The following is a 20,259-nucleotide window of genomic DNA, read 5'->3' as shown; positions in this document are numbered from 1 at the left end:
AATTTATTCTTTATATCAATCAAATTCTAACTTATTATGGCACATCAAGATTTACATAAAGAAGATTTTGTACCGACTGATAACAACCTGTATCAGGTTGAATATAAAAAAGGAGAAATTGGAGAAGGTTCTGATTTAACGGTAGAGAAAAAAAATGAAGATGGAAGCTATGAAGTTATACAGGTTATCATCAGAAGATTCGAGGATAGTATTTTTATAAGTTGGAGTGAGCCATTTGATGGCAGAATTATTTTTGAAAAATAATAAATATAGGTGATATGAAATATAATGAAGCGGTTCAACATAAAAAAGAGGCTTTAAAAAAAGCTGATGAAACAGTGTTAAAGGATTATCACATCATCATTACGCCAGCTAATACTGACGAAAGTCAAAAGCATATTAAAGCTTTTATGGACAGCCCAAAAACCTTTAGTGACGAAAGTTGCAAAAAGTTTTGCTCAGATGATGAATATGAGGTGGTCAGTTTTAGAAAAGACGGTGTTGAGGATAAAAACAGGTAGCAGGGTTTCTTGCTTACACTGATTATTTTACAGGTATTCTCAATCGACAAAGAATATTTGAAGTAATACGTAAACAGCATTTGTTTATCATACGAAGCATAAAGTATGCTTTATCTTAATTAATAATAATTAAAAAAAATTACAATTATGAGAAGTTTATTATGGTTAGTAGCAGTTATTTGTATTGTTGTTTGGCTTTTAGGAATGTTAAACATCATACCGGGAATCAGTACAGGTTATTTAGTTCATGTTTTATTGGTTATTGCCATTATTGTAGTTCTTTACAATATTATTTCAGGCAGAAAACCTCTTGATTAAAAAATATTAATATCCTTTATTGCAGACAGAATCACCCTGCAATAAAGGATAATTTTTACCATGGATCAGCTAAGTTTATTTGATGCAGACGAATATTATCAGTTTCCACAGGAGTTACTGGAATATACAGATGATTTTTTACCGGAAAACGAAGCGACAGCGCTTAAAGCGTTTTTAATGGAAACCACTCCATGGATACAGACTACTCAGAAGATGTACGACAAAGAGGTTCTGACTCCCCGTCTGACGGCATGGTATGGAGATGAGGGCAAAGCCTATCAATTGAGTGGAACCCGTGTTGTGGTCAATCCATGGACTTCTGAATTACTGGCACTAAAAAACCGTTTAGAGCATTTTTCAGGATATACATTCAATTCTGTATTGTTAAACTTATACCGTAACGGGAACGATTCTGTAGCGTGGCACCGGGATAGAGATAGTAGATTTGGTAACAGACCTGTGATTGCTTCCCTTAGTCTGGGGCAGGTCAGGAATTTTGATTTCCGTAAATTTGATGATCATCAGGTAAAATACAGCTTAGCCCTTTCACACGGCTCATTACTGATTATGAAAGGTGACCTACAGCTTCATTGGGAACATCGGATCGCTAAATCAGTAAAACCGATGCAACCCCGGATCAATCTCACTTTTCGATTAATTAAAGAGCTGTAAGAATCTTACTTTTCTTTTGTTATTAGTTCTTCCAATTCTGATAATAATCCTGCTTGTGCTATATTAATACGGATCTTCGCTTCTTCCGAACCAAACCATTTCCACTGATCTACTTCCGGTATTTCAATAAGTTTTCCTGATCTTGGCGGCCATTCTATCTCTACAGAATTACTGAAAAGCCGGGCTGTTTCTACATTGCCTTCTACAGCCCAGGCATATACTGTTTTCCCTCCTTTCTGCCGGATCGGAGACAATTCGATGAATTCTCCTTTTACAGACTGTCCGGTTTCTTCTTTAAACTCTACAAGAGCCCGTTCCAAAGGATCTTCATTCTGTTTTATTTCGCCTTTGGGAATGGACCAGGCACCATTATCTTTATTCTTCCAGAAGGGACCTCCCGGATGAACCAGAAAATAAAACAGATCGTTATTTTCCTTTTTAAATAGTAAGATGCCAGCACTTGTTTTCATATCGTGTAGTCCTGATTCCGGAGATTAGTTATTTTTTAAATAATCCCTCAAAACATATTGTAAAATCCCTTGGTTTTTATAATATTCAATTTCTATTGCCGAATCCAGTCTGGCCTTAACCGTGAATACGGTTTCTTTTCCAGATGGATGAACAGCTTTTACATTAAGCATTTTATGAGGGGTTAAATTTTCCTCTAAGCCAGTAATGGTATACGTTTCTGTTCCATCTAATCCTAATAATAATGCACTTTCTCCATCATTGAAAACCAATGGAGCAACGCCCATTCCAACAAGGTTACTCCTGTGAATACGTTCAAAACTTTCAGCAATTACGGCTTTTACTCCGAGTAGAAAAGTACCTTTTGCTGCCCAGTCACGGGAAGAACCGGAGCCATATTCTTTACCTGCTAAAATAATCAACGGGGTGTGATCATTTTGATATTGCATCGCTGTATCAAAGACGGTTTTAACCTCTCCTGTTGGTAAATAACGGCTATATCCACCTTCTTTATCAGCTATTTTGTTTTTTATCCTTACATTGGCAAAAGTTCCACGCATCATTACTTCATGATTTCCTCTTCTGGATCCATAGGAATTAAAATCCTCTTTGTTCACGTTATTACTCTTCAAATAGCTTCCTGCAGCAGAATCTTCTTTAAATGATCCGGCAGGTGAAATATGATCGGTGGTTACGGAATCTCCAAGGTATAAGAGAACTCTTGCATTTTTTATATCGGTTACAACATCAGGATCAGCTTTTATGTTTTCAAAAAAAGGAGCCTCTTTGATGTACGTTGAGTTTTTGTTCCATTCAAAATTCTGATCCAGATTAACTTCCAGGTCTTGCCAATCCTCCGAACCATCGAATATCACATTATATACTTCTTCAAAGTCGTCCTGTTTCATGCATTCATTAATTGTTTTTTGAATCTCTTCCCTTGAAGGCCAGATGTCTTTTAAATAAACAGGTTGTCCGTTTGGATCATAGTCCAGAGGGTCTGTAATTAAGTTAATGTCCACGTGCCCTACCAAAGCATAAGCAACCACCAACATCGGGGACATTAGGAAGTTCATTTTCACTTGTGGGTGTACCCTTGCTTCAAAATTTCTGTTTCCGGATAATACGGAGGCTACCACTAGTTCTCCATTATCAACCGCTGTTGCAATAGCAGGTGGAAGTGGTCCTGAATTTCCGATACATGAAGTACATCCATAACCGACGGTATGAAAACGAAGTGCCTCAAGATCTGTATTTAAACCCGATCTTTCCAAATATTTGGTCACTACTTTAGAGCCTGGTGCCAGAGAGGTTTTTACCCATGACTTTGTCCTAAGTCCTTTTTCTATGGCATTTCTAGCTAAAAGTCCGGCACCTACCATAACAGCAGGGTTTGATGTATTGGTGCAACTGGTAATAGCGGCAATCACAATACTTCCGTCACTCAATACAAATTCTGAATTATTTTGTTTAATCCTTACGGTTCGCAAAGAATCCTGAATGACTTCTGAATGGATCTCGCCTTCAATAGGGACTTTACCAAAAGTAAATTCTGTTCCTGACCCGCCATCAGCTAGCCAGGCATATTCTGTTCGTTTGGAGATAGGTTCGTAATTACGGTGATGTTCATCCTTTAAAACTTCTGAAAATCTCTGACTGAGATCTTTAACTAAAATCTTATCCTGTGGACGCTTAGGACCGGATACTGTAGGTTCTAAAGTCGATAGATCAAGTTCTGCTACAGAAGAGTATTTGATTTCTTCTTTTCCTGTTCTCCACAAAAGATTTTCTTTGCAATATTCTTCAACAATTTTGATCTGTTCCGGAGAACGGTTGGTGGCGTGCATATATTCCAAAGTCTGCGTATCAATAGGGAAATACGTAACAGTACATCCAAATTCAGGTGACATATTGGAAATCGTTGCACGGTCAGTTACTGTTAAATGATCCAGCCCATCACCAAAAACTTCAACAAACTTGCCTACAACACCTTTATCTCTTAAAATTTTAGTAATAGAAAGTACCATATCTGTTGCGGTACAATGATCCGGAATTTTTCCTGTCAGTTTTAAACCTACAACCTCTGGGCAAGTAAAGAAAATAGGCTGTCCCAGCATGGCTGCTTCTGCTTCTATACCACCAACACCCCATGCAATCACTCCAATTCCGTTCACCATTGGGGTATGAGAATCGGTTCCTACTAAAGTATCAGGGAAAAGCCACTCATCCTTGCTGATGACTCCTTTTGCTAAATATTCCAGATTAACCTGATGGCATATCCCCATTCCGGGAGGGACTACGGTGAAATTATTCAGTCCGTGTTGAGCCCATTTTAGAACCTCATACCGCTCCTTATTTCTTTCAAACTCAAGTTCTACATTTTTATCATAAGAGTAATCGGTTCCAAAATAATCTACCTGAACGGAATGGTCTATAACCAGATCCACAGGAATAGCAGGGTTTATCTTTTGTCCGTCTTTTCCCTGTCTCACAAATTCTGAACGCAAAGAGGCCATGTCTACCACTGCCGGTACTCCTGTAAAGTCCTGCATTAAAATCCTGGCGGGTTTAAATGGAATATCTTTATCATTAGGAGCAGGTGTCCATTGGAGTAAGGTATCTATATGTTCATTTGTAATACCAAAACCATCATAATTCCTTAGTACATTTTCTAAAAGAATACGAATGCTGAATGGCAGATGATCCACAGTTTCCGGAAGGTTTTTTAAAGAACTGTAGTGATAAGATTTTCCATCAATAGTGAGCTCTTGTACAGATTTTGCGTTTGGGGTGTTCATTTCTGTTGTTTTAATAATACCTCTAAGTTACCCCAAAAAAAGAAATGATGAATGAACATTAGGATATATTAACACTATAAAAAAGATTGTTTTTTTTTATTCTATTTATGAACAAGTAATTACTTAATGACTGATGCAATGATATCTTCTTTGCTTCAATATAAAACCTCCTATTATAGGAAGCTTGGTATTATTTTAAAATTAAAATTCTATTGATAATCAGTAGTTTGGACTTTTTCATAAATGAGGCCTTCAGATTTTAATTCATTCCAGAAGTCAGGTGGAATAACTGCATTTAATCCATTCATATTATCCTTTACCTGATCCGGTTTACTGGCTCCGGGAATAATAGCAGCAAACTCATCAGCAGCTAAAACAAACTGCAGAGCAGCATGAATAATATCTGTATCGTATTTTTTTGCTATTTCGGCTATCCTATCACGTTTTTCAGTCATTCCTTTAGGAATAACATCTTTATAATTGTAACGATCTCTACCCGCTATAAAACCTGAGTTATATCCAGCTCCGGAAACTAATTGTACTCCAGCTTTTTTTACGGCCGGAAATAATCGGTCTACAGCATCTTCATGTTCTAAAATAGAATATTGTGTGGCAGAAAGACAGATGTCCGGATCTGCTGCTTCTATGCAGTCTAAAATAGGCTCAATCTTATTGACTCCCATTCCCCATGCTTTGATAATTCCCTGATCACGAAGATCTGAAAGTACTTTAAAGGCTCCTTTTTTAGCCTGTTCCAGATAGTATGGATATCGGTCTCCTACCTGATCTTCTGATAGATCATGGATATACACAATATCGATTCGATCCAATCCTGTTCTCTCAAGACTGTCGTCTATCGATCTTTTGATAGCATCGGCTGTGTAATCATGTTTGAAATCATAATTCAGTGGTTTTTTCCACATGGTAGGTGGAACTTCAGATTCAGGAACTTCTTTAAATAACCGACCTACTTTTGTAGAAAAGACAAAGTCATTTCTGTCTTTGTCCTGTAGGAATTTGCCAAACCTTCTTTCACTTTTAGTCAATCCATACCAGGGTGATGTATCATAATAACGTATCCCCAGATCCCATGCTTTCTGCAGAATATTGTGCGCTTCATGGTCCGTAATAGCCGCAAAAGCAGTTCCTATAGCTACTCCTCCCAATCCTAATTTGTACTTTTCTGTTAGAATATCCGTTTTCATATTTTACTTTTTTTTGAATTTTGGCTACTTTATAATAAGCAAACATCATGCATTTATAAACAATTATAATTGCGGTATCAGTAATTATTTTGATTCCTTAAAAAGGATAAAACTTATTTGTAACGATGATTAGAAGCATGTTGTTCGTTTTTCAAACGAGTTTGGTTTGAATCAATTTTTCTTCTTTTCTCATATAGTTTTTGAAATTTTTCCTCTGTATGATCTTCTATGTCAACGATCCGGTTATTTGACTGTTCATGGGCTTTAACCAATTCATTTAATTTTATCTGCATTGCTTTTGAATCATTATTTTGCGATTTTAGAGTAAAGAAAATCATTGAAAAGGTAATTAAGGTTATCCCTGTACTGATGGCTATTCTCCAGGTGGGTGAGAAAGAAAAGACAGATCCCAGGATACCCCATACAAGAACCAATACTCCGACTACAATAAATGCGATGACAGTTCCTGTAAAACGTATGGGTTGATCTGTGATTTTGTTTAATATAATATTTTTCATAATAATAAGTTTGAAAGATGAATTAATATTTCATCATGATTAATGAAAAGGGAATTTATTCATCTTGTTAGAGAGTTAGGTCTGCTGTTATACATTTTACTTTAATATCAATTGTTGGTTCAATTTGCTTTTAAAGCATCCTAATATAAATTCAGCATAATACAGCTGAGCCTTCATTGCTGAAGTTTTATAAGGCAATTCTATTCTTTTGGAAAGAACAATTTCATTTTTATAATTAATTGAGAAAAAAGAAAAAAGATTATAATCCGAATATCGACTTGGTGTGGCAAATCCTGTAATGGCTATTGACCATTGTGTTGAGAATAATTTGGCTACGCTAAGAGCCATTGTATTGGCAATTTTTTGTGATACACCATCACATTCTTCAGCCTCTTTTCTGTCAACATTTAAGATTTTTACTTTTTCTTCTAACGTATAAGCAGTAAGTCCACCCTTATAAAATAACGAGGCATTCTGCATTTGTGAAAAGTGAAAACGAAAATTGTAAAAAACCAGATGTAACCGTTTCAGCAACTGAAACGGTTTCGTTGATCGTAAGTAAAGATTGGCTGATATAATCAAGTAAAGTCTGTTGAAGTTGCATGTTAATCAAGTTTTAAGCTGGGTTATTTCTTTCTTTTTCTAATTCCCAAACCCGATGATTGGCAATTGCTTTGATGAATCGGGTATCGGCATCTTTGTTCTCAGCAGTAATAACAGCAGGATCGTCATGTTTTTTACTTTTAATATGACTTGCCTGATAAACTGAATCTGTTTCATTTCCAAAGTAAATGGCTTTACAGTGTTTATAAGCTTCATTAACAAATAGCAGCGTTCCCGGTCGATTATCTTCGTTCATTAAATTTTCAGCCGATTTTTTACCACTGCATACATAAAGGGCATCAAAACATACACTGGACGTACTTGTAAGAGAATGTTTAGGCTCAAAAATTGTCCCATCATCCGCCTTAACAGGAGCTAAGTTTCCGGAAATGATCTGAACTACCGCTCCTTTACTTTGAAGCTTAGATTGTAATGTTTTTACGTCATCTGCTTTCACCCCATTCTCCATCATAAAACCGATGACACGGCTCTTTATCGTATCTTTCACGGTATTGGCCATACTTAGTGCCTCAGAACTTTTTGTCAGCGGTTCTTTTTCAGGACTTTGTAATGTTTTAGGATTGGCATCTGCGGGTATACTTCCATTAGGCTGTTTCAGTTTGGTAACCTCTACTCCTACTTTTTTTGCTACCGTAGAAGCTAAATCTTTATTAATAAAAGCCAATTGTCCAACCACTCTTTCACGGATGGCAGGAATAGTGACCTTAGATAATTCAAAAATAATGGCATTTTGAAGATGTCGTTTTTCATCAACAGATTGGCTGTTATAGAATAATTTAGCCTGGGAATAGTGATCTACGAAGCTTTGACTTCTGGCGCGTATTTTACTGCCATCTACCCTTTCACTTTGTGTAGAGAATCCACCGTCTTTCATCATGGCCTGAAATGGACAGCCTCCACCCATAGTATTGGGTTCATAACTTACCTTGCCTTTTACAATTTGCTGGCGCATATGTCCGTCCCGTTGATTATTGTGAACCGTATTGATGGATCTGTTGATAGGTATTTCATGGAAATTAGGAGATCCTAACCTCGATAATTGTGTATCTGTATAGGAAAATAATCTTCCTTGTAATAATGGATCATTGGTAAAATCAATTCCAGGAACCAGGTGTCCCGGGTGGAAAGCAACCTGTTCTGTTTCAGCAAAGAAATTGTCTGGGTTTCTGTTGAGTGTTAAAGTACCTACAAGTTCCACCGGTATTTCTTCTTCCGGAATTAATTTTGTAGGATCCAACAAATCAAAATCAAATCGGTGTTCATCTTCTTCAGGGATGATCTGTACACCAAAATCCCATTCCGGAAATGCTCCATTTTCAATAGCTTCCCATAAATCTCTTCTATGGAAATCTGAATCTTTTCCAGATATTTTTGTGGCTTCATCCCAAGCTACAGAATGAACTCCCAGTTTAGGCTTAAAATGAAATTTCACAAAATGCATTTTTCCTTTTTCATTAATAAATTTGAAGGTGTGAACCCCAAAGCCTTCCATCATCCTGTAACTTCTCGGGATTGCCCTGTCACTCATTGCCCACATAATCATATGCATGCTTTCCGGCATTAACGAAATGAAATCCCAAAAAGTGTCATGTGCTGAAGCAGCTTGTGGAATTGCATTGTCGGGTTCAGGCTTTACGGCATGAATAAGATCAGGGAATTTCATAGCATCCTGGATAAAAAATACAGGAATATTATTACCTACTAAATCATAATTACCTTCTTCTGTATAAAATTTAATAGCAAAACCTCTTACATCACGCGCTAAATCGGTACTCCCTGCGCTTCCGGCAACAGTGGAAAAACGGACAAAAACAGGAGTTTCCTTACCTTCTTCTCCTAAGAATTTTGCCTTAGTATATTTTTTTAAGCTTTTATTTAATTTAAATATGCCATGAGCTCCTGAACCTCGGGCATGGACAATCCTTTCAGGAATTCTTTCATGATCAAAATGAGTGATCTTTTCTCTAAGGATAAAGTCTTCAAGCAGACTTGGTCCCCGATCATCAGATTTTAATGAATCCTGATTATTATTGATTTTTAATCCCTGATTAGTGGTAAGATTCTGATCAGTATTATCAGTGGTATGGTTCTGAAGTTGATCTAATTTGGGGTCTTTTTGATTTTTAGGGTCTTTCATTGTATATATATTTTGATGGTTTGATTTGTATTTTCCTATAGATTACCAAAATGAAATCTATATATTATGATTCTGCAAAATGTTTTTTACATGTATAAGCCAAAAAGTAAGATGTGCTAGCGAAACGAGAACAATTGTCTTTGAGGAAAATTTTTCCCCAAGAATTATTCTTCAGTTAAAATGATGTGGCTATTTTAATTAATGTAGAAAATATATTATATGCTATCCAAAAAACACGCCAATGTATTAATAAGTAAATGATGTTTTATTTAAAAATCTTTGGCTTTATTATTGTTATGGTTAATAAATTATTAACAAATCATTAAAAATATTATTTATGGCAACTAAAACCAAAACACCAAGTACCAGAAAGACAACACCTGCAAAAAGTAAGGTAACATCTGTTTCTGCAAAAAAGATTCCGGCGAAAAAAGATGCAGCAAAAGAATTAAAAGATTTGTTTGAAGATGGGTTAAAAGATATTTATTGGGCTGAAAAGGCATTGACTAAAGCATTACCAAAAATGCAAAAGAATGCTACCGATCAAAAGTTGAAAGATGCAATAGGTGCTCATTTGGCTGAAACTAAAGAGCAGGTAAAGAGATTAGAGGATTGTTTTGCTGCGCTGGGTAAAAAACCACAGGCTAAAAAATGCGATGCCATGCAGGGATTGCTTGATGAGGGTAAAAGTATCATGGAGGAAACAAAACCAGGTGCTGTTCGTGATGCCGGTATTATTGCCGCTTCCCAAAAAGTAGAACATTATGAAATTGCAACCTACGGAACTTTAGCAGCTTATGCCAAAGTTTTGAAACAGAATAAATGCCTTAGAGCACTCCTTAAAACATTGGGAGAAGAGAAAAAATGTGATGTACTTCTTACCAGCATTGCAGACACAGCTTTGAATAAGAAAGCGATGAATTAATAAGAATAAAAAGTTTTCGTAAGTAAAATTCCTCAATCTTGTATTGAGGAATTTTTTTTGAATTTAAGTGTGATCACATCAATAAAAAAGTCTCGTAACGAAGTTGATCCTTTATCCTAAAAAACGGATGAAGAATAGACTATTGATCTATACCAAAAGAAGCCCTGAATTCCATCGGAGCCATTTTTGTTTTCTTTTTAAAAAGAGTACTAAATGACTGAGCATGTTCAAACCCTAAAGCGTAAGCAATTTCGCTAACAGATAAACTGGTAGTTGATAGTTTTTCCTTGGCCTTAGTTATTAGTTTTTCATGGATATGCTGTTGGGTGTTTTGTCCCGTATGAATCCTGAGAAGATCACTGAGGTAATTGGGAGACAGATTCATTGCTTCAGCGATAAGGTGAACTGTTAATAGACCCCGATCTGAGGGTTGATCATTATCAAAATAATCATTCAGGAAACGCTCGAATTTAACAAGCAGCTGATGATTGTTATTTTTACGGGTAATGAACTGTCGTTCATAAAAACGGTTGGAATAATTAAGTAGAAGATCTATTTGTGATAAAATGATCTCTTGGGTATGGCGATCGATATGCTTGCATTCTTTGTCAATTTTCTGGAGTATTTCAATCAGATCATTTTCTTCATCTGTTGATAGATGCAGAGCTTCATTTACAGCATAAGAAAAAAAGCCATACCCTGTAATCGCAGAAGCCAAAGGATGTTTCAATAGAAAATCGGGATGAAAGATCAGGAGATAGCCTGAACCACATTCCATATTATGTAAGTCTAAGTACTGCACCTGATTAGGTGCAGTAAAGCTTAGTACTCCTTTATCATAATCATAATGCTGCTGGCCATATCTGATCTTTCCTTTTGCATCTCTTTTTAATGCAACACAATAGAACCTGTTTACAAAGCCTTTCCATATCTCATCTTCCAGAAAAATACTGTCAGATAAATTGATAACGCTTACCAATGGATGTTTTGGTTCCGGTAAAGATAGTAAGCGATGAAAAGCAGAAATTGATTGAATGGCATTCATAGAACAAATGTAAGAATTAATCTAAAAGTCCCATACTGAACTCATCATATGGAGCCCCGGTGTCAGTGCCTAACGGTATTATACTTTCCAGTTTTAAAAGATCAGCTTCAGTTAATCGGATGCTGGCTGCATCAATATTCTGTTCCAAATACTTTCTACGTTTTGTTCCTGGAATAGGAACAAAGCCTTTACTGATGATCCAGGCTAATGCTAATTGGGTAGATGTAATATTTTTTTCTTTTGCCATCATTTCAATTGCATTTACCAATTCAATATTTTTATGAAAATATGCTTCCTGAAAACGTGGGATTCCTCTTCGGAAATCATTCTCAGGTAAATCATTTATAGAACGGATTTGCCCAGATAAAAAGCCACGTCCTAAAGGTGAATAAGGAACAAAGCCTACGCCTAGTTCATGCAATGTTTTAATCACCCCTCTTTCTTCGACCGTACGTTCAAACAAAGAATACTCACTTTGTACTGCAGTAATTGGATGGACCATATGGGCTCTTTTTACTGTTTCAGAAGAAACTTCTGATAAGCCAATATATTTTACTTTTCCTTCCTGTACCAATTCACTCATGGCACCAACAGTTTCTTCAATAGGAGTGTTTTTGTCAAGCCTGTGCATATAGTAGAGATCAATATAATCTGTTTTTAAATTCTTTAATGAACGTTCTACTGATTTTTTTATGTAATCTTTATTTCCTTTAATTGCCCAAGTCACTTTGCCACTATCATCGATTTCCCAGCCAAATTTAGTAGCAATAATATATTGACTGCGGCTATTTCCGATTGCTTTTGCAATAAGTTGCTCATTTTTAAACGGACCATAAAGATCTGCGGTATCAAGAAAATTACCTCCTAGTTCCAAAGATCTGTGAATAGTGGCGATAGCTTCTTTTTCATCTGCTTCACCATACATGTTATTATCCTCAAAGCCTGTCATTCCCATGCATCCCAGACCGATAGTGGGAACCATTAATCCCTGATTTCCTAATTGTATTGTATTCATTTTCATACTGTTGATTTTAATGATTCAAAATTCGTTAGAAATCAGAAATTCGATGTATGCAAAACGCTGAACAATGTATGTAAACCAAGGATACTGAATAGAATCTTAATAAAATGAATAAAAAAAGCCTCATTAAGAGGCTTCTTTTTATTTACTTGCTTCATTCAGAAGATTGATATCATCACTATTTAATTGAAGTTCTGTGGCTTTAAATAATGTTTGTAATTGAGATTGGCTTGTGGCGCTGACGATCGGAGCTGTAATGAGTGGATTAGCCAGTAACCATGCCAATGCAACAGAAGCTTGATTAGCTTGATGCTTTGCACTAATCTCATCCAATGCCTTTAATACTTTTTCCCCTTTTTCATTAAGATATTTTCGGACTCCCTCACCTCTTGCACTTTTTGAAAGATCTTCTTCACTACGGTATTTTCCTGTTAAAAAACCGGCTGCTAAGGACCAATATGGGAAAACACTCAGGTCATATTTTTTAACCAATTCTGCATATTTAGTTTCGAAATTCTCTCTTTCCAATAAGTTATAATGAGGCTGTAAGGCAACATATTTTGGGAGATTATATTTTTCCGAAGCCTCAAAAGATGCTGTTAACCGTTCTGGAGATAAATTTGAAGCTGCGATATAACGCACTTTTCCAGCTTTAATGATCTCATCATACGCTGCAAGAGTCTCTTCCACAGGTGTTGTATGATCATCAAAATGGGTATAGTAAAGGTCAATATGATCGGTCTGAAGTCTGCTTAGTGATTCATCTACTGACTTCAGAATGTGTTTTTTACTGATATCAAAACCATGTTCTTTAGTTTCCGATCCTACTTTTGTAGCGATCACCAAATCGTTTCTATTTCCCCGGCTTTTCATCCACTTTCCGATGATCTCTTCAGATTGGCCACCTTTTCCATTTACCCACCATGAATAGGTATCAGCAGTATCAATAAAATTAAATCCAGCTTGTGTAAACTGGTCCAGGATATCAAAAGATTGCTGTTCGTCTAATGTCCATCCAAAAACATTTCCTCCAAAATTAATCGGAGCGATTGATAGATCTGTATTTTTTATGATTCTTTTTTCCATTAATTAAGAAATTTAATTTTTTAGCAATGATAATTGATGTAAAGTCACAGAACTTCACAATTGAAAACCTTTAAGACGGTTGATCTAATTTGTTTTCTGAATAGTTTGAAGATTTAGAATCATCTTCAGTAGTATAAATTTAGGGAAAAATTTTCTGAAGAATGTAGGAGAATGGACTATTTAAGATAATATTAATATAATCCTATTTAATTTTATAGTATAACAGATAAGATTACTTTCTCATACTTTCTTTAATTTTTTCCCTGTGCCGTTTACCCCAGACACTTAATTCCGCCATTACACCCTTTAAAGTCATGCTATACTCGGTTGCTTCATAAATGATCGTTATGGGTTTGGTAAGATATACATTCCGGGTAATGAAGCCATTCAGTTCCAGAGTTTTTAGTTCTTTGTCCAGTACTTTTGAAGATATCCCGGTAACTTCATGCTGAATCTCATTGAAGCGTTTTGATGATTGAATCAAAGACAAGATCAAAGCCAACTTCCATTTTCCATTCAATACATATAATGCATCGAGGACATTTCTGAGTGAGCCAGCACATTCTTCACTATTGAGAAGAAGCTCTTTATTGGTGTCTTTCATAAGACAAAGATAATGACTTACCCCAACGTAAGCGCTTTCCTTTAGGTAAGTCTATTCTTTTCGCCATACGGTAGCTATACATTTGTTTTAATTATTTGAGCGAAAGAATCATTTTATTAAAACGGAAAAAATGAAATCGGAATAAGCTCATCATGTAACAATAAAAGGATTATTAAATAAGTAAATTTTTATGAAAAGCATTCTTCACTTAAAGTCAAGCCTTCAGGGTAAAGGTTCTTATAGTATTAAACTAGGAAATACCATCGTTGAGAAAATTCTGGAAAAATATCAAGGAAGTACATTGGAAGAACTGAACCTTGTAGATATTGAAATTCCACATCTCAGTCCTGAAGTTCTTCGTGCATTCTTTACACCCGGCAATGAGATGTCAGCAGAGCAAAAAGAGTTTATCCGTCTTTCTGATGAACTTGTTAAACAGTTATTGGCTGCGGATATCATTGTTATTGGTGCTCCTTTGATCAATTTTACCATTCATTCCTCTCTAAAGGCGTGGATCGATCACATTACAAGAGCTGGAGTAACTTTTGGGTACGGGGAAAATGGTCCTATTGGAATGGTAACAGGAAAAAAAGTATATGTGGCCATGTCTTCAGGAGGTATTTATTCTGAAGGACCTGGAAAAGAAAACGATTTTGTGGCTCCTTATTTGAAAGCTTTCCTTGGCTTTTTGGGAATGACAGATCTTACTGTATTCCGTGCTGAGGGTTTAAAAGTACCTGGAGTCCAGGAACACGCTATGCAGAAGGCCGTTGAGAGTATCGTGATAGATTAATTTGAAGTATTAAGCTTTGATTTTAGTTAAACGCAAAGGCGCAAAGGAATTTCGATTATTATCCTTGCGCCTTAACATCATATTTGTAAAATAAATGGCGTCTTTGTGTTTAATAAATTCAGTAAATTTTTATTTTCCGACCTGAGGAATTTCAATTTCTAAAACCATCATTTTGTATTTCTGTAATTGAAGAGGTATGGCTTCTTTTTTATCCCTGAAAAAGATTGAAGTACTGAAAAGATCTTCATAATAAGTAATACCATCCAAAATGTTCTTTTTAAAAGAGTTCCATTTTTTTGTCTGAGAATGAGTAGTAACTACAGATGAATCCGCGATCTCTTTTTTCAGATGATCAACATACATTTTAAGTTCATTGATAAACATATTCGGACGTCGGTTGTCCGGTAGAATATTTGAATTACCGTAAATGTGCTGGACCATTTCTAATAATGAAACTTCTTTATTGAAATAGGCAAGATTTGGACCTGGACAAATTACAACCCCTTGCTTCTCTCCTTTTATTTCTATGTTCTGTTCCAGATATGCGGAATTAACCAATCCAACACATAAACATGCTTTATCGGTAATTTCGGTTTTCCTTTTATTGAACTCATCATTCGTTAAGGTTTTTTTTTCCATTTGAAGTTCATCAAGTTTAATATCCTGATATTTCTTTGAGGCTGTGCATATACCTTTCGGAGAGTATTCTTTACTTAGAGCTAATAACTTTTTCGGACATGAGCTTCCATATTTTTTATTCCCTTCTTTCTTATCTTTCAAAAGCTGATTGGAAGTACCACGAACAGTATTGAAAGGAACGCCCAACGGAGAAATCTTACTGAGATAAAAATCTTCTTCCTTTGATTTCAGGAGAAGCTCTCTGGTTGCTTTATCTACGGAAGTAGCTTCCGGAACGAGTAAAAATGGCGATCCCCACCCTACGCTGTCAACATTGTAATTTTCAAGTAAAAATTCGTGCTCTTCCGATGTGCCTACCCCGCCCTGAACTGTAATTTTCATTTCCAGTGGCTGTACAACAATATATTTGCCTTTCTGTTCTAAAGCATTATTCATTATTGTATGTGCAGACTGTATAAGTTCATTCTTTTTTTGTTTAAACTCTTCCATGATCGGTCCCAATAACAAACCTTCGGTTGCAAAGGCATGTCCGCCGCAATTTAATCCTGATTCTATTCTATATTCAGAAATCCATAATCCTTTCTTTGCTAAAAAATTCCCCTGTATCATTGCTGAACGGAAATCGCTGACCTTAAGAATGATCTTCTTCTTTAAAATACCATTCTGATCGGGGAAAAAATCATCAAACTCTTCGATATAACTGTATAATCGTGGATTCATTCCAGCGGAAAGCACCATTGATGATGATAATTTGCTCTTGGCAAATCCTCGCAGCGAAGCATGGGCATCATTATAAATAACCGGGAGCTGTTCGTTTTTTCTGAAATTGTCTTTGTCTACTTTGGTCATGATATTAACATCGATACCTCCGGGTTTCAGATTGGTTTCAATAAAATGTTTGATGCTCGAACTGAGATAATCCTTTTGATTTAAAAAACTTTGTAGTCCGTTTTTAAGGTCAGAAGTGTTAGGAAGCATTGCAATGAAGTTCTTTAGTACTTCCTTATTTTTACTAAGTTCCTGTTTAAAAGCTTCAAATTTTTCATTTACGATATCATCCATCATATCTAGGTAATCCGTAATTCTTTTGGCGCGGTAATCGTCTGTTTTATTAGAAATACTGCGATAATCCAAACTGAATTTTTTGTTATAAAAGTCTTTCATTTTTTCGATGATCTCATCATCTATGATAGAAATAACAGAAGAAATTCCATAGTGTGCCACCCGTATCGGACTGTCTATGGTATAGGCGAGTCCCATCACAGGAATATGAAAATTGTGTAAGGGTTTATTTTTCATTTTTATTAATAAAATTAGTTTGAAAAGATAGTTTGAAACCCTTAATTATCTTATACTATTATCTACTAAAGTATACCTTTACAGTATATGAGAATAATGATATTAAAAGGGAGTTAAAAAGATATTTTTTATGAAAAAAATCAGGTAAAAAAAATGAAAAAGAAACACAGTTTTAGAAAGTAATACCTTACTTTGTTTTAAAGGATCAATAAATAAAAATTTGAAAAGTATGGTACATCAGCTTCAGCGTGAGCAACAATTATATTGTAATCTGGAAACGGCCTGGAATTTTTTTTCTTCGGCTAATAATCTGTCTGAAATTACACCCAAAGACATGAATTTTATTGTTCTTACCAAGCTGGAAAATGATGAGATTTATGAAGGAATGATCATCGATTATTATGTTTCTCCTCTATTGGGAGTTAAAATGGCCTGGCAAACAGAAATTACCCAGGTTTCTTTTCAAAAGAATTTTACAGATTTTCAGAAAAAAGGACCTTATAAATTGTGGAATCATTTTCATGAATTTATTCCTAATGAAAGAGGAGTACTGATAAGAGATACTATCGATTATGAACTTCCTATGGGATTTTTAGGAGAAATTGCACATGGTTTATTTGTTAAAAAGAAACTTGAGCATATTTTTGATTATCGTTTTCAGGTTTTAGAAAGATTATTTAATCAGAATAAATAGTTAATCCTATTTTTTAATCTGGATTAAAATAAAAAAATAGATGAAGCTTTTTTTATCCTATTTTATACCAATAGTAGATTTAAGATTGAAATTTTTTATAATTTACAATAAAAGCAGTATGGGAGAATTTTGTTTTAGTATATTATTTTCTGCATTATTATTACATTTACGTTGATAAACGTTCTAATAAATATACCATGGTAAAATCTACAATACCACTCCATAAAAACGAGCTTCCCATTATTGGTATTGAAATTTGCCCTATTGTTAAGCCTGATAAAATATTACAAATTCCACATAGGGATGAGCATTTTATGTTTGTTGTTCAACAGGAAGGTAACTCTTTATGGGAACTTGATTTTCGTGAAATTGAATTATTTGGGACATCAATCTTGTACGTAGCACCAGGTCAGGTTCATCGGTATTTAAAACATGAAAATTGTAAAGGTTGGTTTGTATTTATAGAAACCGCATTAATCCCTAAAACGTATCTTGAGATCTATAATACCTATCTTAATTCCAATCAGGTAGCTTCAATAACAAGAGATAGTGATTTATTTTCATTTATTCCTGTCTTTGATTCTATTTTAAAGAATCCTGAAGCTCCTTTTCAGAATAACCTTATAAGTTCACTCTCTGATAGTTTGACAGGGCTTATTATTAGAGTATTCATAGAGAACCGACATTCTGAAAAGATTATTGCCGGACAGAAATATAAAACTGTACTTCAGTTTAAACAATTGATTCAGACGCATTATAAACAATTGAAGCAGGTAAAAGAATATGCATCGGAACTTCATATAACTCCTCTTTATCTGAATGAAGTAGTAAAAGAAATTACAGGTTTTGCGGCCAGCCATTGGATACAGCAGGAAATTATTATTGAATCTCAACGGCTATTATATTATACCAATCTGGATATAAAACAGATTGCCTTTGAACTGGGTTATGAAGATTACGCCTATTTTTCCAGGTTTTTTAAAAATAAAACAGGATTTACAGCATCTCAGTTCCGAAAACGAAAACCATCATTTGTCCAATTATAGCCATGGAATAGCTATCGTCAGATCTGCTCTTCAAATTTACTTTTGTACTCGTAAAATAATTAAAAAAAACGATGCAATATGGCAAGTAAAAGTACAAATCCAGTAGCTCAGGGTCCAGATGCTACTGTTGTTAAGGAACAAAAAATCCCACTAACAAAAGTTTTGGCTCCAATAGTGGTCTCCGTATTTTCGGCCTACCTTACAATAGGTATCGCTTTGGGTGCATTACCACCATTAATCAAAAATGAATTAAAATTTGATACTTTCATTGTAGGAATTGTGGTGGGGCTTCAGTTTTTGGCAACGTTATTAACCCGCGCCTATGCTGGAAAAATTACAGATACACTTGGTGCTAAAATAAGTAATCACCGGGGGATATTTCTGGTTTTAATTGCAGGAGTCTTTTATATTATAGGTAGTTCCGCAGTCCATTTTCCATTAATAGCACTTGGGATACTCATCATTTCAAGGATAATACACGGTATATCTGAAAGTATGATGGTAACGGGAGCCTTGACTTGGGGAATTGGTTTGGTAGGACCTCATAAATCAGGTAAAGTAATGACCTGGAACGGAATCTCAATGTATGCAGGAATTGCTATAGGTGCGCCTTTAAGTATGTGGTTAGGAAATAGATTTGGAACAGGTGTTCCTTTTTTATTGATTCTTGCATTATCAGGTATAAGCTGGCTGTCTACCGCTAAACTACCGACTCTTGAAGTTGATCCGACCCACATAAGAACTCCATTTTATAAAGTAATAGGAAAGGTTTCGGATCAGGGATTGGCATTGGCTTTTTCTTCTTTAGGATTTGCCTGTATAGCTTCTTTTATCGCTTTACTATTCGCTGAAAAAAACTGGGGTAATGCTTCTTTGGGATTTATCTGTTTTGGGGGCTTTTATATTCTTACCCGCATATTATTTTCTTCCTTCCCTGATAAATATGGTGGTTATAAGGTTGCATTGGTTTCATTTGTTATTGAAATTATTGGTCAGCTATTGATTGGTTTTTCTCATTCAGGATGGATGGCTATTGTAGGTTGTGCTCTTACAGGAATAGGTTTTTCCCTGGTATTTCCTTCTCTGGGAGTTTTGGCAATCAAGAAAGTTACTCCACATATGAGAGGAACAGCTTTAGGAGCTTACTCAGCCTTTTTTGATCTTTCCTTAGGATTGGCAGGTCCAATAGCCGGGATCATTGCCGGATGGTTCAGCTACCAGTCTATTTATATATTCGGTGCTGTAGGTGGTATGCTTGCCATTTTGGTTTTGGTAATGCGAAAGAACAGTCATGAGTAAGGTGATTTTAAACTACTTCTCATCATCTGATTTATAAAAAAAGACTAACCCGGAAAGGTTAGTCTTTTTGTTTGTATTGATGGACTCATTTATTTTTTCATCCAAGACTGATTGTCTTTTTTATCAGAGCGTTTTTTACCATTGTCGATATTATAAGCAAAACCAACTCCTAAAGTTTGTTTTAGCTGTGTCCTTCTGATCTGATTGTGATCATATAGTAAGTCTAGAGTTATATTAGTAGAAATGAATTTATTGATCTTCATATTTAAAATTCCACTGTAAGAAAGAACCAATCGATCTGGATGATCTAAATAATTAGAAAATACGGAACCTGTATTGGTAAGGTTGATGTTTTCCATGATTTTCAGTTTATAAATAGCTGTTCCTAAGAAACCGAACTGGAATAATGAAGAATCTCCATCATTTTTTAATCCATAAGTTCCGGCATATTGCAGATCTTTATCTAATACAAATGTCACTCTTGCATTAGCTGGACGTAGGGTCATGGTAAAGTTATCATTAGGTCTGTAAGTAAAACCGGCACCTA

Annotated in this window: 21 protein-coding genes and 1 pseudogene; 9 read left to right on the top strand and 13 right to left on the bottom strand. The window is 35.3% G+C overall.

Features of this window, described 5'->3' with window-relative positions; genetic code table 11:
• The first annotated feature begins 36 nt into the window (after nt 1–36).
• From AC3WRL_RS10760 to AC3WRL_RS10745, 4 genes are all read left to right on the top strand, one after another.
• The gene (locus AC3WRL_RS10760; RefSeq protein ID WP_214824830.1) at nt 37–264 is read left to right on the top strand and encodes a glutathione synthase; all 228 of its coding nucleotides are present in this window, start codon (nt 37–39) and stop codon (nt 262–264) included.
• Between the two features lie 14 nt (nt 265–278).
• Nucleotides 279–521 (top strand): hypothetical protein, encoded by a 243-nt coding sequence (locus AC3WRL_RS10755; protein ID WP_214824831.1) that lies wholly within the window; start codon nt 279–281, stop codon nt 519–521.
• Between the two features lie 147 nt (nt 522–668).
• Nucleotides 669–839, top strand: a complete 171-nt coding sequence (locus AC3WRL_RS10750) for a lmo0937 family membrane protein (RefSeq protein ID WP_034684968.1) — start codon at nt 669–671, stop codon at nt 837–839.
• Nucleotides 840–899: 60 nt separating this feature from the next.
• Nucleotides 900–1,511, top strand: a complete 612-nt coding sequence (locus tag AC3WRL_RS10745; protein WP_214824832.1) for an alpha-ketoglutarate-dependent dioxygenase AlkB family protein — start codon at nt 900–902, stop codon at nt 1,509–1,511.
• A gap of 5 nt (nt 1,512–1,516) precedes the next feature.
• On the opposite strand, the gene AC3WRL_RS10740 is transcribed toward AC3WRL_RS10745, so the two are convergent.
• From AC3WRL_RS10740 to AC3WRL_RS10710, 7 genes are all read right to left on the bottom strand, one after another.
• Nucleotides 1,517–1,981, bottom strand: a complete 465-nt coding sequence (locus AC3WRL_RS10740; RefSeq protein ID WP_492330263.1) for an NUDIX hydrolase — start codon at nt 1,979–1,981, stop codon at nt 1,517–1,519.
• A gap of 24 nt (nt 1,982–2,005) precedes the next feature.
• Entirely contained in the window at nt 2,006–4,777 is a 2,772-nt protein-coding gene (gene acnA, locus AC3WRL_RS10735; protein WP_492330262.1) for an aconitate hydratase AcnA, read from the bottom strand.
• A 209-nt stretch (nt 4,778–4,986) separates the two neighbouring features.
• Nucleotides 4,987–5,982: an aldo/keto reductase gene (locus AC3WRL_RS10730; RefSeq protein WP_492330261.1), complete on the bottom strand. Its 996-nt coding sequence runs from the start codon at nt 5,980–5,982 to the stop codon at nt 4,987–4,989.
• Nucleotides 5,983–6,095: 113 nt separating this feature from the next.
• On the bottom strand, nt 6,096–6,500 hold the full coding sequence (locus AC3WRL_RS10725; protein ID WP_214824841.1) for a low affinity iron permease family protein: 405 nt from the start codon (nt 6,498–6,500) through the stop codon (nt 6,096–6,098).
• 96 nt (nt 6,501–6,596) lie between these two features.
• The gene (locus tag AC3WRL_RS10720; RefSeq protein WP_492330260.1) at nt 6,597–6,980 is read right to left on the bottom strand and encodes a CinA family protein; all 384 of its coding nucleotides are present in this window, start codon (nt 6,978–6,980) and stop codon (nt 6,597–6,599) included.
• Complete coding sequence (locus AC3WRL_RS10715) at nt 6,955–7,104, bottom strand: hypothetical protein (protein ID WP_492330259.1); 150 nt, start codon at nt 7,102–7,104, stop codon at nt 6,955–6,957. Before AC3WRL_RS10715 ends, AC3WRL_RS10720 begins: the two co-directional genes overlap by 26 nt.
• 12 nt (nt 7,105–7,116) lie before the next feature.
• Nucleotides 7,117–9,261, bottom strand: a complete 2,145-nt coding sequence (locus AC3WRL_RS10710) for a catalase (protein ID WP_492330258.1) — start codon at nt 9,259–9,261, stop codon at nt 7,117–7,119.
• 337 nt (nt 9,262–9,598) lie between these two features.
• On the opposite strand from AC3WRL_RS10710, the gene AC3WRL_RS10705 reads away from it, so the two are divergent.
• Nucleotides 9,599–10,186 carry a YciE/YciF ferroxidase family protein gene (locus AC3WRL_RS10705; RefSeq protein WP_214824850.1) on the top strand — a complete coding sequence of 196 codons (588 nt, stop codon included), beginning with the start codon at nt 9,599–9,601 and terminating at the stop codon, nt 10,184–10,186.
• A 139-nt stretch (nt 10,187–10,325) separates the two neighbouring features.
• Here the strand turns inward: AC3WRL_RS10705 and AC3WRL_RS10700 are convergent, their stop codons facing one another.
• The 4 genes from AC3WRL_RS10700 to AC3WRL_RS10685 form a co-directional block, all read right to left on the bottom strand.
• Nucleotides 10,326–11,231, bottom strand: a complete 906-nt coding sequence (locus tag AC3WRL_RS10700; protein ID WP_492330257.1) for a helix-turn-helix domain-containing protein — start codon at nt 11,229–11,231, stop codon at nt 10,326–10,328.
• Between the two features lie 16 nt (nt 11,232–11,247).
• Nucleotides 11,248–12,246, bottom strand: a complete 999-nt coding sequence (locus tag AC3WRL_RS10695) for an aldo/keto reductase (protein WP_251040443.1) — start codon at nt 12,244–12,246, stop codon at nt 11,248–11,250.
• Nucleotides 12,247–12,393: 147 nt separating this feature from the next.
• A complete protein-coding gene (locus tag AC3WRL_RS10690; RefSeq protein WP_492330256.1) occupies nt 12,394–13,338 on the bottom strand; it encodes an aldo/keto reductase in 945 nt (314 codons plus the stop codon).
• Nucleotides 13,339–13,570: 232 nt separating this feature from the next.
• Nucleotides 13,571–13,942, bottom strand: coding sequence for a winged helix-turn-helix transcriptional regulator (locus AC3WRL_RS10685; RefSeq protein WP_492330255.1), 372 nt, complete (start codon nt 13,940–13,942; stop codon nt 13,571–13,573).
• A 190-nt stretch (nt 13,943–14,132) separates the two neighbouring features.
• Between AC3WRL_RS10685 and AC3WRL_RS10680 the strand changes: the two genes are divergently transcribed.
• The gene (locus AC3WRL_RS10680; protein ID WP_492330254.1) at nt 14,133–14,735 is read left to right on the top strand and encodes an FMN-dependent NADH-azoreductase; all 603 of its coding nucleotides are present in this window, start codon (nt 14,133–14,135) and stop codon (nt 14,733–14,735) included.
• Nucleotides 14,736–14,864: 129 nt separating this feature from the next.
• Here AC3WRL_RS10680 and AC3WRL_RS10675 read toward each other — a convergent pair whose 3' ends face one another.
• On the bottom strand, nt 14,865–16,673 hold the full coding sequence (locus AC3WRL_RS10675; RefSeq protein ID WP_492330253.1) for a hypothetical protein: 1,809 nt from the start codon (nt 16,671–16,673) through the stop codon (nt 14,865–14,867).
• Between the two features lie 229 nt (nt 16,674–16,902).
• Here AC3WRL_RS10675 and AC3WRL_RS10670 point away from each other — a divergent pair, with 229 nt between their 5' ends.
• From AC3WRL_RS10670 to AC3WRL_RS10660, 3 genes are all read left to right on the top strand, one after another.
• Nucleotides 16,903–17,367, top strand: a complete 465-nt coding sequence (locus AC3WRL_RS10670) for an SRPBCC family protein (RefSeq protein ID WP_214824861.1) — start codon at nt 16,903–16,905, stop codon at nt 17,365–17,367.
• A 197-nt stretch (nt 17,368–17,564) separates the two neighbouring features.
• Nucleotides 17,565–18,413 (top strand): helix-turn-helix domain-containing protein, encoded by an 849-nt coding sequence (locus AC3WRL_RS10665; RefSeq protein ID WP_214824864.1) that lies wholly within the window; start codon nt 17,565–17,567, stop codon nt 18,411–18,413.
• Nucleotides 18,414–18,491: 78 nt separating this feature from the next.
• Nucleotides 18,492–19,712 carry an MFS transporter gene (locus tag AC3WRL_RS10660; RefSeq protein ID WP_492330252.1) on the top strand — a complete coding sequence of 407 codons (1,221 nt, stop codon included), beginning with the start codon at nt 18,492–18,494 and terminating at the stop codon, nt 19,710–19,712.
• Nucleotides 19,713–19,801: 89 nt separating this feature from the next.
• Here AC3WRL_RS10660 and AC3WRL_RS10655 read toward each other — a convergent pair.
• A pseudogene (locus AC3WRL_RS10655) lies at nt 19,802–20,259 on the bottom strand (DUF3078 domain-containing protein); the annotation flags it as partial.

This window comes from Chryseobacterium sp. FW101-FHT12H09 (assembly GCF_058790395.1).
This window is presented reverse-complemented; position numbering and strand designations above follow the sequence as displayed.